The following is a 22,603-nucleotide window of genomic DNA, read 5'->3' on the forward strand; positions in this document are numbered from 1 at the left end:
ACAGGTTCGTTGCCCCCGGCCCGGGCCGGAGTCTGCCGGCGAGCCGCGCTTCGAAAGCGTGCCCGCCCGCCACGTGGGTGTCGCGTTACAGCCCTTGCTTGAGGCTGGCGATCAAATATTCATCGATGTCGCCGTCGAGCACCTTGTCGCAGTCGCTGCGTTCAATGCTGGTGCGCAGGTCCTTGATCCGCGAGGCGTCGAGGACGTACGAGCGGATCTGGTGACCCCAGCCGATATCGGACTTGGTGTCTTCCAGGGCCTGGGACGCCGCGTTGCGCTTCTGCACTTCCTGCTCGTACAAACGCGCCCGCAGCATCTTCATCGCGGTGTCTTTGTTCGCGTGCTGGGACCGTTCGTTCTGGCAACTGACCACGGTGTTGGTCGGTACGTGGGTGATCCGTACGGCCGAGTCGGTGGTGTTTACGTGCTGGCCACCGGCCCCGGAGGAACGGTAGGTGTCGATACGCAGGTCGGCCGGGTTGATCTCGATCTCGATGTTGTCATCGATTTCCGGCGAGACGAATACCGCCGAGAACGAGGTGTGCCGACGGTTGCCGGAGTCGAACGGGCTCTTGCGCACCAGGCGGTGCACGCCGATCTCGGTACGCAGCCAGCCAAAGGCGTACTCGCCCTTGATGTGCACGGTAGCGCCCTTGATCCCGGCGACTTCACCGGCGGACAGTTCCATGATGGTTGCGTCGAAACCGCGTTTGTCGGCCCAGCGCAGGTACATGCGCAGCAGGATATTGGCCCAGTCCTGGGCCTCGGTGCCGCCGGAGCCGGCCTGGATGTCCAGGTAGGCGTTGTTCATGTCCATCTCGCCGCTGAACATGCGGCGGAACTCCAGCTTGGCCAGGTTCTCGTCCAGGCGCGTCAGCTCGGCGACTACATCGCCGACCGCGCCTTCGTCGTTTTCCTCGACGGCCATGTCCAGCAGGTCGCGGCAATCGGCCAGGCCGCTGGACAACTCATCCAGGGTCTCGACGATCTGCGCCAGCGCAGAACGCTCGCGGCCCAGTTCCTGGGCGTAGGAAGGGTTGTTCCAGACATTCGGATCTTCAAGCTCGCGATTGACTTCGGTCAGACGCTCATGCTTTTGATCGTAGTCAAAGATACCCCCGAATAGTTTCGGAGCGCTCGGACAGGTCCTTGATGGTGTTCAGGATCGGGTTGATTTCCATGGCGGGCAGCACTCGTTGGCGAACTTTTGAAAGCCGGCGAGTATAACGTAATCAAGCGCCGGCGGCAGCCCGCCTGGCGGCTTTAGGGGGAATGAGATTGAGCGTACGGCCCTGTGGCGAGGGAGCTTGCTCCCGCTGGGTTGCGCGGCAGCCCCAAAACGGCCCCCTCAATCGACCTGGCACACCGAGCCAACTGGTTTAAGGGCCGCTGCGCGCCCCAGCGGGAGCAAGCTCCCTCGCCACAAAAGCAATCTCGCCAGGCAGGGTTTATTCAACCCCCACCCGATTGCGCCCATTGTGCTTGGCCAGGTACAGCCCCTTGTCCGCCGCCGAGATCAGTTGGCGGCACTCGCCGCCCTGTTGCGGGGTGAAGGTCGCGACCCCAATGCTGATGGTCAGGTTTTCGCCGCCGTCGGGCGTGGCATGCGGGATTTTCAGGGCAACGACGCTCTGGCGCAGCTTTTCGGCCATCAGCCGTGCACCGCCAGGCGAGGTGCCGGGCAGGACCAGGGCGAACTCCTCGCCGCCATAACGGGCCGGCAGGTCGGACGGACGACTGCAAGCATCACGAATCGCCGTGGCAACCTTGCGCAGGGCTTCGTCGCCTTCAAGGTGACCGTAGTTGTCGTTGAACGACTTGAAATAATCCACATCGATCATCAACAGCGACAGCTGGGACTGGTCCCGCAGCGCCCTTCGCCACTCCAGTTCCAGGTATTCGTCGAAGTGCCGGCGATTGGACAGCCCGGTCAGGCCATCGGAGTTCATCAGCCGTTGCAGCACCAGATTGGTGTCGAGCAACTGCTGCTGGCTGACCCGCAGCGCACGGTAGGCCGCGTCGCGCTGCAACAGCATCATGTAGGAGCGCGAGTGATAGCGGATCCGCGCTACCAGTTCGATGTTGTCCGGCAACTTGACCAGGTAATCGTTGGCTCCGGCGCCAAACGCCGCGCTCTTGATCAGCGGGTCCTCCTTGGTCGACAGGACGATAATCGGGATGTCGCGAGTGGCCGGATGGTTGCGGTATTCGCGCACCAGGCTCAAGCCGTCGAGACCGGGCATCACCAGGTCCTGGAGAATCACCGTCGGCTTGATGCGCACGGCGTGGGCGATGGCCTGGTGAGGGTCGGAGCAGAAGTGGAAGTCGATGTTCTGCTCGTTCGACAACCCGCGTCGCACTGCCTCGCCGATCATCGCCTGGTCATCGACCAGCAAGACCATGGCGGCGTTCTCATCGCGCTTGAAGTCGTCGAGCTGTAAATCAGTCATGGGGGCTCACCTGAATACTGCTTGGGGTGCAAGAGGGCATCATTGGCTGAAAATTTCCACCAGGCGTGGCGCTATCCGGTCCAGCGCGAGTATCTGCGCCGCCGCGTCGATAGCGGCGGCCGCCTTGGGCATGCCATAGACCGCGCTGCTCTGCTGGTCCTGGGCGATGGTCACACAGCCCTGCTGGCGCATCAGTTTAAGCCCTTGCGCACCGTCGCGGCCCATGCCGGTGAGCAACACGCCTACCGCCTCACCACTCCAGAAATTGGCGACACTCTCGAAAAACACATCGATGGAGGGCCGATAGATTTCGTTGACGGGCTCCGCCGTGTACGCCAGCGTGCCATTTTTCAACAGGCGCAAATGATGATTGGTTCCGGCCAACAGCACCACCCCGCCTCGCGGTGTCTCGCCCTCGCGGGCCAGCCGGACCTCAAGGCCCGACACGCCGCCAAGCCACTCGGCCATGCCCGCGGCAAACACTTCGTCCACATGCTGGACCAGCACGATGGCCGGGGCGAAATCGCGGGGTAGCGCCTTGAGCAGCACTTCCAACGCGGCGGGGCCGCCGGCAGACGAGCCGATCGCCACCAGGCTGTTGCGTGACATCGAGGCCCGCTGCGCAGCCGGCGCGGCGCGCTCACGGTTGCCCCGCTCGCCGATCAGCCAGCCGATGTTGGCGATCTTGCGCAGCAAGGGGGCAGCGGCGTCCTCCGGCCTGCCGACGCCCAGCGCCGGGGTATCCACTACGTCCAGGGCGCCATGGCCCATGGCTTCGAACACCCGATGGACGTTCTGCTGGCTGTCGCCAGTGACGATCACGATGGCGCACGGCGTGTCGGCCATGATTCGCCGGGTCGCCTCGACACCGTCCATGATCGGCATGAACAGGTCCATCAGGATCAGATCCGGCGTGTATTCATGGCAACGCTGCACCGCCTCGGCGCCGTTGGCGGCCACCCAGACCAACTGATACGCGGGCTCGAATGCCAGCGCGCGGCGCAGGGCCTCGACCGCCAGGGGCATGTCATTGACGATGGCGATCTTCAAGCGCGCGCTCCTCCGATCAATTCGACCACGGCGTCGAGCAAGGCGTCGTCATGAAAACTCGCCTTGGCTAGATAATAGTCGGCCCCGGCATCGAGGCCACGGCGGCGATCTTCCTGGCGATCCTTATAGGAAACCACCATCACCGGCAGCGATTGCAGGCGGTTGTCGCGGCGCAGCAGCGACACCAGTTCGATACCGTCCATGCGCGGCATGTCGATGTCCGTGATGAGCAAGTCGAAATCCTCCGAACGCAACGCGTTCCAGCCATCCATGCCGTCTACCGCCACTGCCACGTCATAACCACGATTGAGCAACAGCTTGCGCTCCAGTTCCCGCACGGTCAGCGAGTCGTCCACCACCAGGATCCGCTTGCGTGGGGCCTGGGCCTCGTTCTGCCGGGCGATGCGTTCCAGGCGCCCGGTGTCGAGCAACTTTTCTACCGAACGCAGCAGGTCTTCGACATCGACGATCAACACCACCGAGCCGTCGTCGAGCAAGGCACCGGCGGAAATGTCCTGGACCTTGCCCAGGCGCTCATCCAGGGGCAGCACCACCAGGGTTCGCTCGCCGATGAAGCGTTCCACCGCCACGCCATAGATCACTTCACGCTCGCGGATCACCACGACCTTGAGACTCTGGCCGTTGTTCGGCGCTACCGGGCGGTTGAGCAATTGCGTGGCGGCGACCAACCCCACATGGCGGCCTTCATGCCAGAAATGCTGGCGACCTTCGACCTGGACGATGTCCTCGGGCGACAGGTCGCACATGCGTTCGATATGGGCCAAGGGAAACGCATAAGCCTCGCCGCCGACTTCCACCACCAGGCTGCGCACCACCGAAAGCGTCAGCGGCACCTCGAGGTGGAAGCGACTGCCCGCGCCTGCCGTCTGCTCCAGCACCACTGCGCCACGCAACTGCCGGACCATGTGCTGGACAGCGTCCAGGCCGACACCGCGCCCGGACACCTCGGTGACCTTGTCCCGCAGGCTGAAGCCGGGCAGGAACAGGAACGTCAGCAATTCTTCTTCGCTCAGGCTGGCGGCGGTGTGCTCGGGAGAAAGACCACGCTCCACGACGCTGCGGCGCACCCGCTCCAGATCCACGCCGGCACCGTCGTCCGCCAATTCCAGCACCAACAGGCCGGCCTGGTGCGAGGCACGCAAGCGGATCAGGCCTTCGGCGGGTTTGCCGGCCAACAGCCGTTGCTCCGGCGTCTCGATGCCATGGTCGACGGCGTTGCGCAGCAGGTGAGTCAGGGGCGCTTCGAGTTTTTCCAGTACGTCGCGATCGACCTGGGTTTTCTCGCCTTCGATTTCCAGGCGTACCTGTTTGCCCAGGCTGCGTCCCAGGTCACGAACCATGCGCGCCTGGCCCGCAAGCACATCGGCAAACGGGCGCATGCGGCAAGCCAGCGCCGTGTCGTACAACACTTGTGCGCGCTGGCCGGCCTGCCAGGCAAATTCATCCAGCTCAGCGGTTTTTTGCGCCAGGATCTGCTGGGTTTCCGCCAACAGGCGCCGGGCATCGTTGAGTGCCTCCTGGGCCTGCAGACTCAAGGCATGGTCCTTGAGATGCACATTCAGGTCTTCAAGAGCACGCAGGCCATTGCCTTGCTGGCGCTTGAGCCGCAGCAGGGTCGCCAGCCAAGGCTTGAGACGCTGGGTTTCGACCAGCGACTTGCTCGACAGGTCCAACAGGCTGTTGAGGCGCCCGGCAGTGACCCGCAAGACCCGTTCGCCCTCCTCGGTGACATGCTTTTTCCTTGCCGCCGGTTCTACAGGCTCCATGGGCATGGGCACAGGCTCCGGCATCTCGACCCGCACGGGCTCGAGGGGTATCTCACTGGTCGGCGACATCGCGCTTGAAGCCGCCGCAGCGGCAGGATCCAGCAGGCGACCCAATAACGCGACATAGGCCTCGATGTCCTCGGCGCCGACGCTGTTGCCTGGGGTCGCGATGCGCGTCAGCAGGTCGGTGCCTTGCAGCAAGGCGTCGATATGCTCGGCACGCAATACCAGGAGGCGTTCCTGGGCGCTGACCAGGCAATCTTCCATGACGTGGGCCACGCTGACCCCGGCGGGGATCCCGACGATTCGCGCGGCGCCCTTGAGCGAGTGGGCCGCGCGCATGCATGACTCAAGGTGGTCAGCCTGGGTCGGGTCACGCTCCAGGGCCAGCAGGCCGGCGCTGAGTACCTGGGTCTGAGCCTCGGCTTCCAGGCTGAACAGTTCGAGCAACGAGGCGTCGCGCATCTGATCGGGGGTCATGACAGGCTCCGGGACACGGCGGACAACAACTGCTCTTCATCCAGCCAACGCAGGCTGCGGCCTTTGTACTGCAACACGCCACGGGTGTACTTGCCCGCCGATTGCGAAGCACCCGCCAGGATGCGTTCGTCAATTGCATGAATGCCATCCACCTCATCCACCGGCACCAATACCGGTCCGCCCTGGGCGGCGATAATCAGCATGCGCGGCATGATTCGCCCACCGGAAGGCGCAGCCGAACCAGGCTCCAGCCCCAACAACTCGACTAGCGACAGGCAGGCCACCAGGGCGCCGCGCACATTCGCAACGCCGAGCAAGGCACGCGAACGCTGGTGCGGCAGCGAATGGATCGGCTGCAACGGCGCCACTTCCACCAGGCTGCGAGTACTCAAGCCCAACCATTCTTCGCCCAGGCGGAACATCAATACCGAGCGCGTGACGATGTCACTGTCGACCGGCGCAAGAGCCAGCTCTCGATCATCCTGGCGCAGGGCATAACGGTCGAGCAAACGGGTGGCCGCCGCCGAGTACACCGAACAGTTGCGGCAATGGATATGTTCGACCAGCAATGGGCAGGACTTGTCGCCGTGAACCCCGATGCGGTTCCAGCAGTCATCGATGGCCTGGGCATCGTCATGAGTCACGTTATAGGAAGCCGAACCACTCATCGTTTGCGCTCACTCTCAACCGGGCGCCCACTGCGGGCCGCACGTTCCTGCAATCGACGGGCACCGGCCACGTCTCCCTGGGATGCCAGCAGCGCCGCCAGATGCACCAGGGCCTCGGCGTGTTGCGGTTCAAGATACAGCGCCTTGCGATAAAACCCCTGGGCCTCGAGCGCGTTGCCGGCCATGTCGCTGAGCAGGCCCAGCCAATAGAACACCTGCGCACTGGGCGCATGGCTGCGCAAATATTCTTCGCAAGCCGCACGGGCCTCGGCACTTTTGCCGCCGTTGGCCAGGGCGGCGATATTGGCCAGCAAGGTCACCGCGTCGCTGCTCCTGGGTGGGGCGATCAGCGTCACGCTGGCTGCAAACGGTCGAGGCTGAAGCGGCGGCGCAGCGACTCGGGGTGGCGGCTGGCGAATCGGCAGCGGACTTGGCAACAGCGTTGGCAGCGGTTGCGGCTCGGGCGCGCCCTGGCGGCTGAAGGCGAACGATTGGGCGATGCCGATCGAGCGCATGCCTAGCCGCCCCAGCAAACTGCCCTCGGCGGGACCGATGAACAGGACGCCGTCCTGATGGGTCAGGCGCTTGAGCACCTCGAATACCTGTTGCTGGGTCGGCTGGTCGAAATAGATCAGCAGGTTGCGACAGAACACAAAATCATACGGCGCCTCATTCACCAGCAAGGCCGGATCCAAGAGGTTGCCCACTTGCAGGCGCACCTGTTCACGTATGCGCTCATCGAGGTAATAGCCGTCCTCCTCGGCACTGAAATACCGTTCGCGAAAACCAAGGTCCGCGCCACGGAAGGAGTTCCTGCCGTAACGCGCTTGCCGGGCTTTATCAACGGACAGCGGGCTGACGTCCATCGCATCGACTTTGAACTGATGCGGCCCGAGGCCTGCGTCGAACAGGGCCATGACGATCGAATACGGCTCTTCGCCAGTGGAGCATGGCAGGCTGAGGATGCGCAGGGCGCGCAGGTGCTTGATCGCGGCGAGGCGCTGGGAGGCCAGTCGCCCCAGCGTCGCGAAGGATTCGGGATAACGGAAGAACCAGGTCTCCGGGACGATCACCGCTTCGATCAGCGCCTGCTGCTCCTGGGCAGAATGTTGCAGGCTTTGCCAATAGTCATCGGTGGTCCGGCCGGGCACGGCAAGGACGCGCTGGCGCACGGCCCGCTCGATAATAGCGGTGCCGACGGACGTCACGTCCAGGCCGATGCGCTCCTTGAGGAAATCGAAAAAACGCTGGTCGTTGTTCATCGCCGATCCTCGAAACCATCAAGGTCCAGCGGCGGCGTGGGGAACAGCACCGCACGCACCGACTCGTCGAGCAAATCGTTGACTCGTACCCACTGCAGCATTCCTTGGGCATCCTCCCGTACCGGGCCCAGGTAAGGCGCCTGGGGATTGTCCAGGCCATAAGGCTTGAAGTCGGCCGGATCACAACGCAGGGTGTCGGTGGCCTGTTCCAGGATCAAACCCAGCACGTGCGCTGCGTGCTGCGCCTGGGGCCGGTAATTGACCAGCACCAGCCGGGTGCTGGTGCGCGCCTCGGCGGCCTGGCCGAAGGTCAAGGCGCACAGGTCGAGCACCGGCACCACCCGGCCACGCCAGGCGAATACCCCGGCCACCCAGGACGGCGTCCGGGCAATCGGCTTGAGCGGCAGGCGCGGTAGCACCTCCACCACATCGATGGCTTGCAGGGCGTAGCGCTCGTTACCGATGCAAAACACCAGGAACAACGCCTGCCGGGCCGCCGGCCCGGTACCGCGTCGGGCATCGAAATCGCTCATCAGACTTTGAAACGCGAGACGCCGCTGCGCAGGCCCACGGCCACCTGGCTGAGCTCGTCGATGGCGGAACTGGCCTGGCGTAGGGACTCCACGGTCTGGCTGCTGGCATCGCCCAGTTGCACCAGGGCGTGATTGATCTGCTCGGCACCGGTGGCCTGGGCCTGCATGCCTTCGTTGACCATCAACACCCGCGGCGCCAGCGCCTGGACCTGATGGATGATCTGCGACAATTGCTCGCCGATCTGCTGTACCTCGGCCATGCCACGGCGCACTTCTTCGGAAAATTTGTCCATGCCCATCACACCCGCCGAGACAGCGGACTGGATCTCGCGCACCATCTGCTCGATGTCGTAGGTGGCGACAGCGGTCTGATCGGCCAGACGCCGTACCTCTGTGGCGACCACGGCGAAACCGCGTCCGTACTCACCGGCTTTCTCGGCCTCGATGGCGGCGTTGAGCGACAACAGGTTGGTCTGGTCGGCAACCTTGACGATGGTCACCACCACTTGGTTGATGTTGCCGGCCTTCTCGTTGAGGATCGCCAGCTTGGCGTTCACCAGGTCAGCGGCGCCCATCACCGAATGCATGGTCTCTTCCATGCGCGCCAGGCCTTGCTGACCTGAGCCGGCGGCGACAGAGGCCTGGTCGGCGGCGCTGGAGACTTCGGTCATGGTGCGCACCAGGTCGCGAGAGGTGGCGGCGATTTCACGGGACGTCGCGCCGATCTCGGTGGTGGTGGCTGCGGTTTCGGTGGCCGTGGCCTGTTGCTGCCGTGAGGTCGCGGCGATCTCGGTCACCGAGGTGGTGACCTGCACCGAGGAACGCTGGGCCTGGGACACCAGTGACGTCAACTCGGCCATCATGTCGTTGAAGCCGGTCTCCACAGCGCCGAACTCGTCTTTGCGCGCCAGGTTCAGGCGTCCGCTCAAATCGCCGCTGCGCATGACATCGAGTATCTCGACGATGCGGCTCATCGGCGCCATGATCGCGCGCATCAGCAACAGGCCGCAAATAACAGCCACCAGCACCGCGACGACAAACGACAGGCCCATGGCGACCTCGGCGGCTGTCACCGCACGGCCGATGGTCAGGGCGGCCTGCTCAGCCAACTCACGATTGCGCTCGATGATCTGGTTCAAGTGCCCACGACCGTCGAGCCATGCCGGCGTCAGGTCTTTTTCCACCGCCAGCCGAGCGCCTTCGTAGTCCTTGCGCTGGTACAGATCCAGTACCTTCGCCAGGGCTTTGTTGAAGTCCTGGTGATTGACTTCGAATTCATCGAATGAGGCCTGGTCGGCCGGGTCCTGGATCAGCTTCTGGTATTGCTGCATTTCATCGCGCAGATGCTGCTCGTACCGCTGGTAGAGCGCCTTGTCTTCGTCGGTGATTTCCCGGTGATCGGACAGACCCACGAGCTGCTGGGTCTTGACGTAACTGTCGACCCAGCCCCCACGGATCATGGAACTGTAATACACCCCTGGAACGGCGTCGGTACGTACTTCCTGTTCACTGGCCTCGATCTTCAACAACCGCGAGTAAGTGATCACCACCATCAGCAACATGATGGCAATAATCACCGCAAAACTCGCCAGAATGCGTTGGCGCAACGTCCAGTTCTTCACAGGAAAACCTCGGGTACTTTGAATTGCCGGGAGTATAGCCGAGGGTGGTGGTGCGTCTGTATGGCGGTCTGGGGGAATTTGACGAAGCCGAGGATTGCGATTTTTCAGGTTGAGCGATGCTCCTGTGGGAGCGAGCTTGCTCGCGATAGCGGTGGGTCAGTGAATAAAATACTGACTGACCGGACGCCATCGCGAGCAAGCTCGCTCCCACAGGGAAAGTGGTGGGCAATTATTGTTCAAACATCACAAAATTATTTCCTGAGACAGGATCATGCAGCCGCCTGACGCACCTGCTTCTCCAGCTCCGCCTTCAGTCCCGGTTCCAGCTTGAGTTGTCGCGCCAGTTCGTCGAGGTAGGATTTCTCCATGAAGTTTTCCTCATCCACCAGCATCACGCTGGCGATGTACATTTCGGCGGCGATTTCCGGTGTGCTGGCCGCCCGGGCGACGTCGCTGGGATCCAGCGGTTTGTTGAGCTCGGCGTGCAGCCAGTGTTGCAGTTCCTGGTCGTTGTCGAGCTTGGTGAATTCGCCTTCGATCAGTTGACGCTCGCGTTCGTCCACATGGCCGTCGGCCTTGGCCGCCGCGACCAGGGCCTTGAGTATCGCCTGGCTGTGCTGTTCGACCTGCGCCGGTGGGACGCGGTCGAGGGTCTGCGGTTCGGTTTTCGGCGCATTGCCCTGCTGGGCCTGCCAGTTGCCATAAGCCTTGTAGGCAATCACGCCCAATGCAGCCAGGCCGCCATACGTCAGGGCCTTGCCGCCAAAGCTACGGGCTTTCTTGTTGCCCAGCAGCAACCCCATGGCGCTGGCCGCCAGCGCCCCGCCCCCTGCGCCGGAGAGCATTCCGCCGAGGTTGCCGGAGCCGCAGAGCAAACCACCCAGACCGCCGGACGACTTGCCCTGGGAGCCGCCGGCCTTGTTCTGCAACATTTCCTGACCGGACTTGAGTAACTGATCGAGCAATCCACGGGTGTTCATTTGCTGCCTCCACGCATTCGGGTTAACCGGATCATAAGGCCCCCAGCGTAGATCGAAAGTGCCCCACCACCCTCGGCCAGATTGCTTCGAGATGTTGCCTACGGACTTGCCGGTGATTGGAAGGCAGCCGCAGCCATTCGATAAAAACGATATACACTCCAAGACATCGATAAATACGTTTCCTGGGTATCCAACAATGATGACCCTGCGCCAGATCCGTCATTTCATCGCGGTAGCCGAAACCGGTTCGATTTCCGCCGCCGCGCAAACCGCGTTCATCTCCCAATCCACCCTGACCCTGGCCATCCAGCAACTGGAAGAGGAAATCGGCGTCAGTCTGTTCAACCGTCACGCCAAGGGCATGACGCTGACCCACCAGGGGCATCAGTTCCTGCGTCAGGCGCACCTGATACTCGCCACCGTCGACAACGCCAAGCGCAGCCTGCAACAAAGCACCGACCAGGTTGCCGGACAGGTCACCATCGGCGTGACCAGCCTGGTCGCCGGGTACTATCTGGCGGACCTCTTGACCCGCTTCCAGCGCGCCTACCCCAATGTGGCCATCCGCGTGATGGAGGACGAACGCCCCTATATCGAACATCTGCTGGTCAGCGGCGAGATCGACGTCGGTGTGCTGATCCTGTCCAACCTGGAAGACCGCCACGCCCTGCAGACCGAAGTACTGACCCACTCGCCCCATCGTTTGTGGCTGCCGGCCCAGCATCCGTTGCTCGAACACGACAGCATCAGCCTTGCGGATGTGGCTCGCGAGCCGTTGATCCAACTGAACGTCGACGAGATGGATCGCAACGCGCAACGCCTGTGGCGCGGTGCGGGCCTGCAACCGCAGATCACCCTGCGTACCGCCTCGACCGAGGCGGTACGCAGCCTGGTGGCGGCCGGGCTGGGGGTATCGATCCAACCGGACATGACCTACCGCCCATGGTCGCTGGAAGGCGACATCATCGAGGCACGACCCATCGCCGACCTCAACCAGACGCTGGATGTCGGACTCGCCTGGCGCCGGGGCACGGCACGCCCGGCCTCGGTCGACCCGTTCCTGGCTGTTGCCCGCGAACAGCCCCACGGACGCAAGCCATCTATTTAATCGAATGCTGCCTTGAGTATTTCGAATTTGTCGGCCTGGCGACTGGGCACTAGTCTTGCTGCACCCCCCACAATCCAATGTGGGAGCGAGCCATTGTGGGAGCGAGCTTGCTCGCGATAGCGGTCTTTCAGTCAATTTAATGCTGCCTGTCATACCGCTATCGCGAGCAAGCTCGCTCCCACAGGGTCCGTGTTCACCGTTATAAAAAAGAGAAGGCGAATATGGCCGGCACGCAAACCCCGTTATGTACAGCGTTGTTGATCGACGGCGAAAGCGTACCCGGCGAGGGCTTTGTCGAGCCGATCCTCAACCCGGCCACCGGTGAAGTGCTCGCCCACATCGCCGAGGCCAGTACCGAACAGGTCGAAGCCGCGGTCCTCGCGGCTCATCAGGCCTTTGACGGCTGGTCGCGCACCACGCCGCAACAACGCTCGAACCTGCTGTTGGAGATCGCCGGCGCTGTCGAAAAAAACGCCGATTACCTGGCCCGTCTCGAATCCCTGAACTGTGGCAAGCCACTGCACCTGGCGCGTCAGGACGACCTGAGCGCCACGGTGGATGTGTTCCGTTTTTTTGCCGGCGCCGTACGCTGCCAGACTGGCCAGCTCAGCGGCGAATACTTGCCGGGCTACACCAGCATGGTGCGTCGCGACCCGATTGGCGTGGTGGCGTCCATTGCGCCCTGGAACTACCCGATCATGATGGCGGCCTGGAAAATCGCCCCGGCCCTCGCCGCCGGCAATACCCTGGTGTTCAAGCCTTCGGAACACACGCCGCTGTCGATCCTGGCCCTGGCGCCGATCCTGGCCGAGATCCTGCCGCGCGGCGTCATCAACGTCATCTGCGGTGGCGGCGAAGGCGTCGGCAGTCATCTGGTCAGTCACCCCAAGGTGCGCATGGTCTCGTTGACGGGCGATATCGTCACCGGCCAGAAAATCCTCCAGGCCGCGGCAAAAACCCTCAAGCGCACGCACCTGGAACTGGGCGGCAAGGCCCCGGTGATCGTCTGTGACGACGCCGACCTGCAGGCAGTGGTCGAGGGTGTACGCACCTATGGTTACTACAACGCCGGCCAGGATTGCACCGCCGCGTGCCGGATCTACGCCCAGGCCGGGATTCACGACCGGCTGGTGGCTGAACTCGGCGCGGCGGTCAGCAGCCTGCGCTTTGCCGGCAAGCGCGACGTCGACAACGAAATCGGCCCGCTGATCAGCACCCGCCAGCGCGACCGCGTCGCCAGTTTCGTCGAGCGTGCCCTCGGCCAGCCGCATATCGAGCGCATCACCGGCGCGGCGGTGCATTCCGGCGCCGGTTTCTATTACCAGCCCACGCTGTTGGCGGGCTGCAAGCAAAGCGACGAGATCGTCCAGCGCGAAGTATTCGGCCCGGTGGTCACCGTGACCCGTTTCGATGAACTCAGCCAGGCGGTGGACTGGGCCAACGATTCGGAATACGGCCTGGCCTCCTCGGTCTGGACCCACAACCTCGACAAGGCGATGCAGGTGGCGGCGCGGCTGCAATACGGCTGCACCTGGATCAACAGTCATTTCATGCTGGTCAGCGAAATGCCCCACGGCGGCCTGAAACGCTCAGGTTATGGGAAGGACCTGTCCAGCGATTCGCTTCAGGACTACAGCGTGGTGCGCCACATCATGGCCCGCCACCGCCAGCATCTGTAGGGAACAGCACTACTCTAATAACAGGCCAGCCATGGCGCTTCACCCCGTTCGAAAACTGCCCCGACCATAATTAAAGCAAGAGGGATTTCCATGTACGCGCACAAGACCGCATTGCTCAGCGCAATCACCACGGCGCTGCTGGCCAGCGCCAGCCTCCAGGCCGCCGAACCGCTCAAGGCCATTGGCGCTGGCGAAGGCCAACTGGATATCGTCGCCTGGCCGGGCTACATCGAACGCGGCGAAAGCGACAAGGCCTATGACTGGGTCAGCGGTTTCGAGAAAGAAACCGGCTGCAAGGTCAACGTCAAGACCGCCGCCACCTCCGACGAAATGGTCAGCCTGATGACCAAGGGCGGCTACGACCTGGTCACCGCGTCGGGCGATGCCTCGCTACGGCTGATTGCCGGCAAACGCGTGCAGCCGATCAATACCGCGTTGATCGCCAACTGGAAAAACCTCGACCCGCGCCTCAAGGACGCGCCGTGGTACGTGGTCAGCCAACAGACCTACGGGACGCCGTACCAGTGGGGGCCGAACGTACTGATGTACAACACCGAAGTATTCAAGCAAGCGCCGACCAGCTGGGGCGTCCTGTTCGAGGCGCAGAACCTGCCCGACGGCAAGCCGAACAAGGGCCGGGTGCAAGCCTACGATGGGCCGATCTACATCGCCGACGCGGCGCTTTACCTCAAGACCGCCAAGCCCGAGCTGGGCATCAAGGATCCGTATCAACTCGACGAAGCCCAGTACAAGGCCGTGCTGGAATTACTGCGTGCCCAGCAGCCGTTGATCCACCGCTACTGGCATGACACGACCGTGCAGATGAGCGATTTCAAGAACGAAGGCGTGGTCGCATCCGGCGCCTGGCCATACCAGGTCAACGGCCTGATCAACGAAAAACAGCCGATCGCCTCGACCATCCCCAAGGAAGGCGCCACCGGCTGGGCTGACACGACGATGCTGCACGCCGAGGCCAAGCACCCCAACTGCGCCTATAAATGGATGGACTGGTCGCTGCAGCCGAAAGTCCAGGGCGACGTAGCCGCCTGGTTCGGCTCGTTGCCGGCCGTGCCCGAGGCGTGCAAGGCAAGCGAACTGCTGGGCGCCGAGGGTTGCAAGACCAACGGGTTCGACCAGTTCGACAAGATCGCCTTCTGGAAAACCCCACAAGCCGAAGGCGGCAAGTTCGTGCCGTACAGCCGCTGGACGCAGGATTACATTGCGATCATGGGTGGACGCTAAGTCGCAGTCACCTGTTTGGACCGGGGGACATGGTTAGCCCTGTGGCGAGGGAGCTTGCTCCCGCTGGCGCGCGCAGCACGCCCAAAACCGACCGACGCGGTATTAGCTGACCCACCGCATCGGCTGGTGTTGGGGTGGCTGCGCCACCCAGCGGGAGCAAGCTCCCTCGCCACGGGACCGCGTTCCAACCGTTGAGATTTCATACCCGCCCCGCTTTCTGGAGCACCGCACCATGACGCTTGCAGTCCAGTTCACTCACGTTTCCCGTCAGTTCGGCGAGGTGAAGGCCGTTGACCGGGTCTCCATCGACATCCAGGACGGCGAGTTCTTTTCCATGCTCGGCCCGTCCGGCTCGGGCAAGACCACTTGCCTGCGGCTGATTGCCGGGTTCGAGCAGCCCAGCGCCGGTTCGATTCGCATCCATGGAGAGGAAGCCGTCGGGCTCGCGCCGTATCAGCGGGACGTCAACACGGTGTTCCAGGACTACGCCCTGTTCCCGCACATGAACGTACGCGACAACGTCGCCTACGGCCTGAAAGTCAAAGGCGTCGCCAAGGCCGAGCGCATCAGGCGCGCCGATGAAGCGCTGGAGATGGTTGCCCTGGGCGGCTATGGCGAACGCAAGCCGGTGCAACTGTCCGGTGGCCAGCGCCAGCGCGTTGCCCTGGCCCGCGCGCTGGTCAATCGCCCGCGTGTGTTGCTGCTGGATGAGCCCTTGGGCGCGCTCGACCTGAAGCTGCGCGAACAGATGCAAAGCGAGTTGAAAAAACTGCAACGCCAGTTGGGTATCACCTTCATCTTCGTTACCCACGACCAGACCGAGGCCCTGTCGATGTCCGATCGCGTGGCGGTGTTCAACAAGGGCCGGATCGAACAGGTCGATACCCCACGCAACCTGTACATGAAGCCGGCCACCACCTTCGTCGCCGAATTCGTCGGCACTTCCAACGTGATTCGCGGTGAGTTGGCCAGGCAACTGAGCGGTTATCCACAGCCGTTCTCGATCCGCCCGGAACACGTGCGCTTTGCCGAAGGTCTGCTGGCAGGCGATGAAATCGAAGTCAGCGGCCTACTTCACGACATCCAGTACCAGGGCAGCGCCACGCGCTACGAGTTGAAGCTGGAAAACGGCCAGACCCTGAGCCTCAGCCAGGCCAACAGCCAATGGAACGACAGCGGCGCCCAGCACCATACCGGCCAGCATCTCGCCGTGCGCTGGGCCCGCGAGGCAATGGTTGCCCTGCACGATACCGCCAGCAGCGAGGCCTGAGATGAGCACCCTGGCCATGACTCGAACCGAGACGCACGGTTCGCCGTTGCGACGCTTTTCGAACCTGCTGTACCGGCGTCCCAACCTGTACCTGTCGCTGTTGCTGGTGCCACCGCTGATCTGGTTTGGCGCGATCTACCTGGGCTCGCTGCTGACCTTGCTGTGGCAAGGCTTCTATACCTTCGACGACTTCACCATGGCGGTCACGCCGGACCTGACCCTGGCGAATTTTTCGGCGCTGTTCCAGCCGTCGAATTTCGACATCATTGCGCGGACATTGACCATGGCGATCGCGGTGTCCATCGCCAGCGCCATTGTCGCCTTCCCGATCGCCTACTACATGGCGCGCTACACCAGCGGCAAGACCAAGGCGTTTTTCTACATCGCGGTGATGCTGCCGATGTGGGCCAGCTACATCGTCAAGGCCTACGCCTGGACACTGCTGCTGGCCAAGGGCGGCGTGGCGCAGTGGTTCATCCAGCACCTGGGGCTGGGGCCGGTGTTGCAGTTCGTGCTGGGCATTCCCGGCGTCGGTGGCAGCACGCTGTCTACTTCGCACCTGGGGCGCTTCCTGGTGTTCGTCTACATCTGGCTGCCGTTCATGATCCTGCCGATCCAGGCCTCCCTGGAGCGCTTGCCGCCATCGCTGCTGCAAGCTTCGGCGGACCTCGGCGCCAGGCCACGCCAGACCTTCATGCAGGTAATCCTGCCGCTGTCGATCCCGGGCATTGCCGCCGGCTCGATCTTCACCTTTTCGCTGACCCTGGGGGATTTCATCGTGCCCCAGTTGGTGGGCCCGCCGGGCTACTTCGTTGGCAGCATGGTCTACGCCCAGCAAGGCGCCATCGGCAACATGCCCATGGCCGCGGCGTTCACGCTGGTGCCCATCGTGCTGATCGCCATCTATCTGTCTGTCGTCAAGCGACTGGGGGCTTTCGATGCACTCTGACTCCAAGGCCTCGTGGGGCTTGCGGATCGCGGCATGGGGCGGGCTGGTGTTCCTGCATTTCCCGATCCTGATCATTTTCCTCTATGCCTTCAACACTGAAGACGCTGCGTTCAGCTTCCCGCCCAAGGGCCTGACCCTGAAGTGGTTCAGCGTCGCCTTCTCGCGCCCGGACGTGCTGGAGGCGATCAAGTTGTCATTGCAGATCGCAGCCGTCGCGACCCTGATTGCCATGGTGCTCGGCACACTCGCGTCGGCGGCACTGTACCGCCGTGATTTTTTCGGCAAGCAGGGTATCTCGCTGATGCTGATCCTGCCAATTGCACTGCCGGGGATCATCACCGGCATCGCGCTGTTGGCGACGTTCAAGACCCTGGGCATCGAACCCGGCATGTTCACCATCATCGTCGGCCATGCGACCTTCTGCGTGGTGATCGTCTACAACAACGTCATCGCCCGTCTGCGTCGCACCTCCCACAGCCTGATCGAAGCGTCGATGGACCTGGGCGCCGACGGCTGGCAGACCTTTCGCTACATCATCCTGCCTAATCTGGGGTCGGCCCTGCTGGCCGGCGGGATGCTGGCGTTTGCCCTGTCGTTCGATGAAATCATCGTCACCACGTTCACCGCCGGTCATGAGCGCACGCTGCCGCTCTGGCTGCTCAACCAGCTCAGCCGCCCTCGCGACGCGCCAGTGACGAACGTGGTGGCGATGCTGGTGATGTTGGTGACGATGCTGCCGATACTCGGCGCGTATTACCTGACGCGCGGGGGTGAGAGCGTGGCCGGTAGCGGTGGGAAGTAACCCAGGCCCCAATGAAAACTATGCCATGTGGGAGCGAGCCTGCTCGCGATGACAGATCAGCATTCAGCAGCGATGTCGACTGTTGCATCGCCATCGCGAGCAGGCTCGCTCCCACAGGAAAACAACAGCGTTCAAGAGGACACGGACATGCAAACCAAACTGTTGATCAACGGCCATCTGGTGAACGGCGACGGCCCTGGCCAGGCCGTCTTCAATCCGGCGCTGGGCCGGGTCCTGGTGGAAATCAATGAAGCCAGCGAGGCCCAGGTCGACGCCGCCGTGCGCGCCGCCGACAGCGCTTTCGATGCCTGGTCGCAAGTGCCGCCCAAGGACCGCTCCCTGCTGCTGCTCAAGCTGGCCGATGCCATCGAGGCCAATGGTGAAGAACTGGCCAGGCTCGAATCGGACAACTGCGGCAAGCCATTGAGCGCCGCCTTGAACGATGAAATCCCGGCGATCGCCGATGTGTTCCGTTTCTTTGCCGGCGCCAGCCGTTGCATGAACGGCTCGGCGGGCGGCGAGTACCTGCCGGGGCACACCTCGATGATCCGTCGCGACCCGGTGGGCGTGATCGCTTCCATCGCCCCGTGGAACTACCCGTTGATGATGGTCGCCTGGAAAATCGCCCCGGCCCTGGCCGCCGGTAATACGGTGGTGCTCAAGCCGTCGGAACAGACGCCACTGACCGCGTTGCGCCTGGCGGAACTGGCGTCGGAAATTTTCCCGGCAGGTGTGCTCAATGTCGTTTTCGGACGCGGGCAAACCGTCGGCCAACCGCTCGTCACGCACCCGAAAGTCCGCATGGTTTCCCTGACCGGGTCCATCGCCACCGGCTCGAACATCATTTCCAGCACCGCCGAGAGCGTCAAGCGCACGCACATGGAACTGGGCGGCAAGGCCCCGGTGATCATCTTCGATGACGCCGACATTGATGCTGTGGTGGAAGGCATCCGCACCTTCGGCTTCTACAACGCCGGCCAGGACTGCACAGCCGCCTGCCGCATCTATGCCCAGCAAGGCATCTACGACAAATTTGTCGAAAAACTCGGCGCCGCCGTCGCCAGCATCAAGTACGGCCTGCAGAACGAACCCGATACCGAGATGGGACCGTTGATCACCGCTCAACACCGCGACCGAGTGGCCGGCTTCGTCGAGCGGGCCATCGCCCAGCCCCACATCCGCCTGGTCACCGGTGGCAAGGCCGTGGACGGCAACGGCTTCTTCTTCGAACCGACGGTGCTGGCCGACGTCCAGCAGGACGACGAAATTGTCCGCCGCGAAGTGTTCGGTCCGGTGGTGTCCGTCACGCCATTCCTTGAGGAAGCACAAGTGCTGGCCTGGGCCAACGATTCGGACTACGGCCTGGCCTCATCGGTGTGGACCGCCGACATCGGCCGTGCCCATCGCTTGTCGGCACGCCTGCAATACGGCTGCACCTGGGTGAATACGCACTTCATGCTCGTCAGCGAAATGCCCCATGGCGGTCAGAAACGTTCTGGCTATGGCAAAGACATGTCGATGTATGGGCTGGAGGATTACACGGTGGTTCGGCATGTGATGTTCAAGCATTGAGCCTACGCCAACGGCAGGCACTCCACGATCAAGGTGATTGGTCGTGGTGGTGCGCCATTCAGGATGGCACTACCAACTCGACCGAGGGGAAATAATTCTGGTAACGCTTCGCATCACGGGTGAGCAAAGGGAGGCGCTTCACAGCCGCATGTGCACCGATAAAAAAATCTGCAAGGACGTTACTTTTTCCACCGCCCATTTTTCGATACCGCACAAAAGCCTTCCCTGCCAGAAACAATGCTGGTCTGGGTATTTCCTGCAGCACCAGCCCCAGCTTCTCGACCACCTCATCCAAGGCTTCGAAGGTGGAAAAAGTCTGGGACAGCTCTGCGTAAATAATTGGATTGATGACCAGGTCATGAGCTCTGGATTGGGCACGCAGCTGCTGGATAGACCAGTCAGCCCAAACCGGATCATCCTCCAGCACATCGATCAGAACGTTGGTATCAACTAATATCATCAGTCGTCACCGCGCAGCAGCGCCATAAGATCGTCCGTACGCCATTTGATATCCGCCTTGCCACGTACCGCTTCGAAACGATCGCTGATGGCTGCGGCCGTTGTTTCTGGCCTGCCGGCATGCAGCACCACTTCACCGCGCGCATTGATGCTGAACTCAACTGCACTACCAGGCATCAAGTGCAATGCATCGCGGATGGGTTTGGGAATGGTGACCTGCCCTTTACTTGTCATAGTCGTCGGCATTGTATTCTCCTTAAGGTATTACTTTTATGAAAAAGTAATACTTCGCGCTCAGACCTGCAACTGCCGTTTACGGTGGTCGATGTGCTGTGGCTTTTGTGACCCGAATTACCCAACAGGAAAGCTGAATTCGAACTGCTGCGGTTTCCGCTCAAAACCGCGAAGCACGGCCCATCGCATCCATCAGATAACGCATGGCGATCCGGTCGCTTTCCGACAACTCTCGATAACGCTCGACCAGCCTCATTTCCTCCAGGCTGAGCGGGCGTTTGCTCCGTGTTCTGGTCAGGCCAGGAAAGATCCCCAGCATTTCGGTAATGCTCTGTATTTTGGTGATGGGTTGTCCTTCGTTACGTCGATTCAAAGCGTAAAGACAGTCATAAAGTAATTGATCAAAAAATTCCCGAATCCTCACAAAAACAGAAATAACTGTAAGAATTTTTAACCAAGCCACGCTTTCCCATCTCTCCAAGCGGGCATTTCCCCTATGATTTTGCGTTTCGGTGAACCGATCCAGCTCTCAGGCATCTGTTCTAACGTTCGTCGCGTTTGGCCAAAGGCATGTCCGAACTCCTTTACCAGTCTCTGTTGCCAGGATCGGCTCGGGATTGTCTTCAGATAAGGTTGTATTTATGCACCGCAGGAATCTGCTCAAGGCCTCCATGGCCTTCGCCGCCTACACCGGACTGTCGGCCTCCGGGCTCATGGCCGCACGTGCCTGGGCTGCCGATCAGACCGCCGACGGCGAAGCCCGTCCCTTCGATTTCAACCAATTGAAAGACCAGGCCCTGCGACTGGCCGCAAGCCGCTACGTCGACACCAAGCAAGTCCTGCCGCCGACGCTGGCCCAGATGTCCCCCTTGCAGTTCAATGCCATCCAGTACGACGCCAATCATTCGCTGTGGAACGAACTGGACGGCAAGCTGGACGTGCAGTTTTTCCATGTCGGCATGGGCTTCAAGCAGCCGGTGCGCATGTACAGTGTCGACCCGAAGACCCGCATGGCGCGTGAAGTACACTTTCGCCCGGAACTGTTCAACTACGAGAAGACCACGGTCAATACCTCGCAGCTCACCGGCGACCTCGGGTTCGCAGGTTTCCGGGTGTTCAAGGCACCGGAGCTGGACCGGCACGACATCGTTTCGTTTCTCGGCGCCAGTTACTTCCGCGCGGTAGACGCCACCGGCCAGTACGGCTTGTCTGCCCGCGGCCTGGCCATCGACACGTATGCAAAAAAACGCGAGGAATTCCCCGACTTCACCAAGTTCTGGTTCGAAACGCCGGACAAGAACAGCACCCGCTTCGTGGTCTATGCCCTGCTCGACTCACCGAGCGCCACCGGTGCCTACCGCTTTGACATCGACTGCCAGCCTACCCGGGTGGTGATGGAAGTCGACGCGCACGTCAACGCGCGTACCGCCATCGAGCAGTTGGGCATCGCGCCGATGACCAGCATGTTCAGTTGCGGCACCGTCGAGCGACGCATGTGCGACACCATTCACCCGCAGATCCACGACTCCGATCGCCTGGCCATGTGGCGCGGCAACGGCGAGTGGGTCTGCCGTCCGCTGAACAACCCCGCCACCTTGCAGTTCAATGCATTCGCCGACAACAACCCGAAAGGTTTCGGCCTGGTGCAAACCGACCACGACTTCGAGAGTTACCAGGACACCGTGGATTGGTACAGCAAACGGCCAAGCCTGTGGGTCGAACCTACGACCGCTTGGGGCGAAGGCTCGGTCGACCTGCTGGAAATTCCTACCACCGGCGAGACCCTGGATAACATCGTTGCGTTCTGGACGCCGAAAAAACCGGTCGCTGCCGGCGATTCGTTGAACTATGGCTACAAACTCTACTGGAGCGCCCTGCCACCGGTCAGCACGGACCTGGCCCGCGTCGACGCCACCCGTTCCGGCATGGGCGGCTTCATCGAAGGCTGGGCTCCCGGCGAACACTACCCCACCGTCTGGGCACGGCGCTTCGCGGTGGACTTTACCGGTGGCGGTCTCGATCAGTTGCCATCGGGCACCGGCATCGAGCCGGTGGTGACCTGCTCCCACGGCGAGGTCAAGGATTTCAACGTGCTGGTGCTGGACGCGATCAAGGGTTATCGCATCACCTTCGACTGGTACCCGACTGACGACCGCGTGGACCCGGTGGAGATGCGCCTGTTCATTCGCTCCAAGGACCGGACGTTGAGCGAGACCTGGTTGTACCAGTACTTCCCGCCGGCGCCGGATAAGCGTAAGTACCCCTGAGCCCTGCTGCGTCAGGAATGACGCCTTCGCGAGCAGGCTCGCTCCCACAGTGGACAGCCCTCTGTGATCCTTTTGTGGGAGCGAGCCTGCTCCGGGCGGCGATCCGACGATGAGGCCGGTACAAGCACCAAATTTTTTCAATCAGACAAACAAAAAGCCCCGGCCAATGAGACCGGGGCTTTTTGTTTC

Annotated in this window: 20 protein-coding genes; 8 read left to right on the forward strand and 12 right to left on the reverse strand. The window is 62.2% G+C overall.

The genetic code is table 11. The annotated features are described in order from the left end of the window. Positions 1 to 85 precede the first annotated feature (85 nt). From prfB to J3P91_RS22035, 9 genes are all read right to left on the reverse strand, one after another. Positions 86 to 1,181 (reverse strand): peptide chain release factor 2 gene (prfB, locus tag J3P91_RS21995; protein WP_095963568.1). Its coding sequence is split into 2 segments (ribosomal slippage): positions 86 to 1,108 and positions 1,110 to 1,181, totalling 1,095 coding nucleotides; the frame shifts between segments, so codons are not numbered across the junction. Positions 1,182 to 1,448: 267 nt separating this feature from the next. Next, positions 1,449 to 2,450: a diguanylate cyclase domain-containing protein gene (locus J3P91_RS22000; protein WP_434572065.1), complete on the reverse strand. Its 1,002-nt coding sequence runs from the start codon at positions 2,448 to 2,450 to the stop codon at positions 1,449 to 1,451. 39 nt (positions 2,451 to 2,489) lie between these two features. Then, positions 2,490 to 3,500: a chemotaxis response regulator protein-glutamate methylesterase gene (locus J3P91_RS22005; RefSeq protein WP_434572063.1), complete on the reverse strand. Its 1,011-nt coding sequence runs from the start codon at positions 3,498 to 3,500 to the stop codon at positions 2,490 to 2,492. Further along, the gene (locus J3P91_RS22010) at positions 3,497 to 5,767 is read right to left on the reverse strand and encodes a hybrid sensor histidine kinase/response regulator (RefSeq protein WP_434601738.1); all 2,271 of its coding nucleotides are present in this window, start codon (positions 5,765 to 5,767) and stop codon (positions 3,497 to 3,499) included. Before J3P91_RS22010 ends, J3P91_RS22005 begins: the two co-directional genes overlap by 4 nt. After that, complete coding sequence (locus J3P91_RS22015) at positions 5,764 to 6,435, reverse strand: chemotaxis protein CheW (RefSeq protein ID WP_434572060.1); 672 nt, start codon at positions 6,433 to 6,435, stop codon at positions 5,764 to 5,766. Before J3P91_RS22015 ends, J3P91_RS22010 begins: the two co-directional genes overlap by 4 nt. Further along, a complete protein-coding gene (locus tag J3P91_RS22020) occupies positions 6,432 to 7,697 on the reverse strand; it encodes a CheR family methyltransferase (RefSeq protein WP_434601739.1) in 1,266 nt (421 codons plus the stop codon). Before J3P91_RS22020 ends, J3P91_RS22015 begins: the two co-directional genes overlap by 4 nt. Next, positions 7,694 to 8,230 (reverse strand): chemotaxis protein CheW, encoded by a 537-nt coding sequence (locus tag J3P91_RS22025; RefSeq protein ID WP_434572057.1) that lies wholly within the window; start codon positions 8,228 to 8,230, stop codon positions 7,694 to 7,696. The genes J3P91_RS22020 and J3P91_RS22025 overlap by 4 nt, the downstream gene beginning before the upstream one ends. After that, on the reverse strand, positions 8,230 to 9,852 hold the full coding sequence (locus J3P91_RS22030; RefSeq protein WP_434601740.1) for a methyl-accepting chemotaxis protein: 1,623 nt from the start codon (positions 9,850 to 9,852) through the stop codon (positions 8,230 to 8,232). Before J3P91_RS22030 ends, J3P91_RS22025 begins: the two co-directional genes overlap by 1 nt. 269 nt (positions 9,853 to 10,121) lie before the next feature. Beyond that, complete coding sequence (locus tag J3P91_RS22035; protein ID WP_434601741.1) at positions 10,122 to 10,832, reverse strand: tellurite resistance TerB family protein; 711 nt, start codon at positions 10,830 to 10,832, stop codon at positions 10,122 to 10,124. Positions 10,833 to 11,028: 196 nt separating this feature from the next. On the opposite strand from J3P91_RS22035, the gene J3P91_RS22040 reads away from it, so the two are divergent. From J3P91_RS22040 to J3P91_RS22070, 7 genes are all read left to right on the forward strand, one after another. Beyond that, a complete protein-coding gene (locus J3P91_RS22040) occupies positions 11,029 to 11,940 on the forward strand; it encodes a LysR family transcriptional regulator (protein WP_434601742.1) in 912 nt (303 codons plus the stop codon). Positions 11,941 to 12,161: 221 nt separating this feature from the next. After that, positions 12,162 to 13,619, forward strand: a complete 1,458-nt coding sequence (locus J3P91_RS22045; protein ID WP_434601743.1) for a gamma-aminobutyraldehyde dehydrogenase — start codon at positions 12,162 to 12,164, stop codon at positions 13,617 to 13,619. Between the two features lie 90 nt (positions 13,620 to 13,709). After that, positions 13,710 to 14,861 carry a putative ABC transporter substrate-binding protein YdcS gene (ydcS, locus tag J3P91_RS22050; RefSeq protein ID WP_434601744.1) on the forward strand — a complete coding sequence of 384 codons (1,152 nt, stop codon included), beginning with the start codon at positions 13,710 to 13,712 and terminating at the stop codon, positions 14,859 to 14,861. A gap of 232 nt (positions 14,862 to 15,093) precedes the next feature. Further along, the gene (locus tag J3P91_RS22055) at positions 15,094 to 16,131 is read left to right on the forward strand and encodes an ABC transporter ATP-binding protein (protein WP_434601745.1); all 1,038 of its coding nucleotides are present in this window, start codon (positions 15,094 to 15,096) and stop codon (positions 16,129 to 16,131) included. Position 16,132: 1 nt separating this feature from the next. Further along, positions 16,133 to 17,080, forward strand: a complete 948-nt coding sequence (locus J3P91_RS22060) for an ABC transporter permease (protein WP_434572044.1) — start codon at positions 16,133 to 16,135, stop codon at positions 17,078 to 17,080. Next, a complete protein-coding gene (locus J3P91_RS22065; protein ID WP_434601746.1) occupies positions 17,070 to 17,882 on the forward strand; it encodes an ABC transporter permease in 813 nt (270 codons plus the stop codon). The genes J3P91_RS22060 and J3P91_RS22065 overlap by 11 nt, the downstream gene beginning before the upstream one ends. Positions 17,883 to 18,029: 147 nt before the next feature. Continuing rightward, the gene (locus tag J3P91_RS22070; protein ID WP_434601747.1) at positions 18,030 to 19,454 is read left to right on the forward strand and encodes a gamma-aminobutyraldehyde dehydrogenase; all 1,425 of its coding nucleotides are present in this window, start codon (positions 18,030 to 18,032) and stop codon (positions 19,452 to 19,454) included. Positions 19,455 to 19,512: 58 nt separating this feature from the next. Here J3P91_RS22070 and J3P91_RS22075 read toward each other — a convergent pair whose 3' ends face one another. The 3 genes from J3P91_RS22075 to J3P91_RS22085 all read right to left on the reverse strand — a co-directional run bounded on the left by J3P91_RS22075 (position 19,513) and on the right by J3P91_RS22085 (position 20,493). Next, entirely contained in the window at positions 19,513 to 19,914 is a 402-nt protein-coding gene (locus J3P91_RS22075; protein ID WP_434601748.1) for a type II toxin-antitoxin system VapC family toxin, read from the reverse strand. Next, entirely contained in the window at positions 19,914 to 20,159 is a 246-nt protein-coding gene (locus J3P91_RS22080) for an AbrB/MazE/SpoVT family DNA-binding domain-containing protein (RefSeq protein WP_434572036.1), read from the reverse strand. Before J3P91_RS22080 ends, J3P91_RS22075 begins: the two co-directional genes overlap by 1 nt. Before the next feature lie 148 nt (positions 20,160 to 20,307). Continuing rightward, complete coding sequence (locus J3P91_RS22085; protein ID WP_434572035.1) at positions 20,308 to 20,493, reverse strand: hypothetical protein; 186 nt, start codon at positions 20,491 to 20,493, stop codon at positions 20,308 to 20,310. A gap of 295 nt (positions 20,494 to 20,788) precedes the next feature. On the opposite strand from J3P91_RS22085, the gene J3P91_RS22090 reads away from it, so the two are divergent. Further along, complete coding sequence (locus J3P91_RS22090; RefSeq protein ID WP_434572033.1) at positions 20,789 to 22,414, forward strand: glucan biosynthesis protein D; 1,626 nt, start codon at positions 20,789 to 20,791, stop codon at positions 22,412 to 22,414. Positions 22,415 to 22,603: the final 189 nt, after the last annotated feature.

The sequence above is a fragment of the Pseudomonas sp. Z4-7 genome, from assembly GCF_051131965.1.
Taxonomy (GTDB): domain Bacteria; phylum Pseudomonadota; class Gammaproteobacteria; order Pseudomonadales; family Pseudomonadaceae; genus Aquipseudomonas.